The sequence below is a fragment of the Rhodopseudomonas sp. BR0G17 genome, assembly GCF_010907025.1.
Taxonomy (GTDB): Bacteria; Pseudomonadota; Alphaproteobacteria; order Rhizobiales; family Xanthobacteraceae; genus Rhodopseudomonas; species Rhodopseudomonas palustris_H.
Window position 1 is genome coordinate 1 of sequence record NZ_QUML01000092.1, and the last position, 641, is coordinate 641.

The following is a 641-nucleotide window of genomic DNA, read 5'->3' on the forward strand; positions in this document are numbered from 1 at the left end:
GATTTCGTTCGATTGCTGTACACCGCGCGTTGGCCCATCGTGGTGGTGGGCTGGGCGATGCTGACCACCGGCCTCGCGGTCGCTTGGCAGACGCACGATCTGATGATGGCGGTCATCGGCCTCGCCGGCATGGCGGTGACGCTTGGACGGCTTGTTCTGTGCTTCGCGTTCGACCATGCCGTTGCAAAGCGCCCGCTCGATGTCGGGATGGCGAAACTGTGGGAGCGCCGACTCGCCGTCGGCGTGATCTCGACCGGCGTTTGCGTCGGTGCCTTCGCGGTCCGCTGCTTCCTGTTGCCCGACCTCGCCGCGCATATGATCGCGGGCGGACTCGTGTTCGGCTATTGCGCCGGCACCACCACGCGGTTCTCGATACGGCCGTGGATCGTACAGACTTCGCTGGTGGTCTCGGTGACACCGGCGGTCGCGGCTGCGCTGTGGAATCTTGATCTGCTGCACACCGCTCAGGCGCTGCTATTCGTGATCTTCGCGTTGGGCGGCCTCGAACTGATCGACTACATCCACGCTACCACCGCCGAGCAGTTGACGCTGCGCGCCGAAGCGACGCGGCTTGCGCGAGCCGACGCGCTGACCAATCTGCCGGACCGGCGGCATCCGGTCGAACATTTCAACGAACTCGC

1 pseudogene is annotated in these 641 nt (G+C 65.2%); it reads left to right on the plus strand.

What is annotated here, in order from left to right:
* Positions 1-641, plus strand: a pseudogene (locus tag DY467_RS25340) (GGDEF domain-containing protein); the annotation flags it as partial.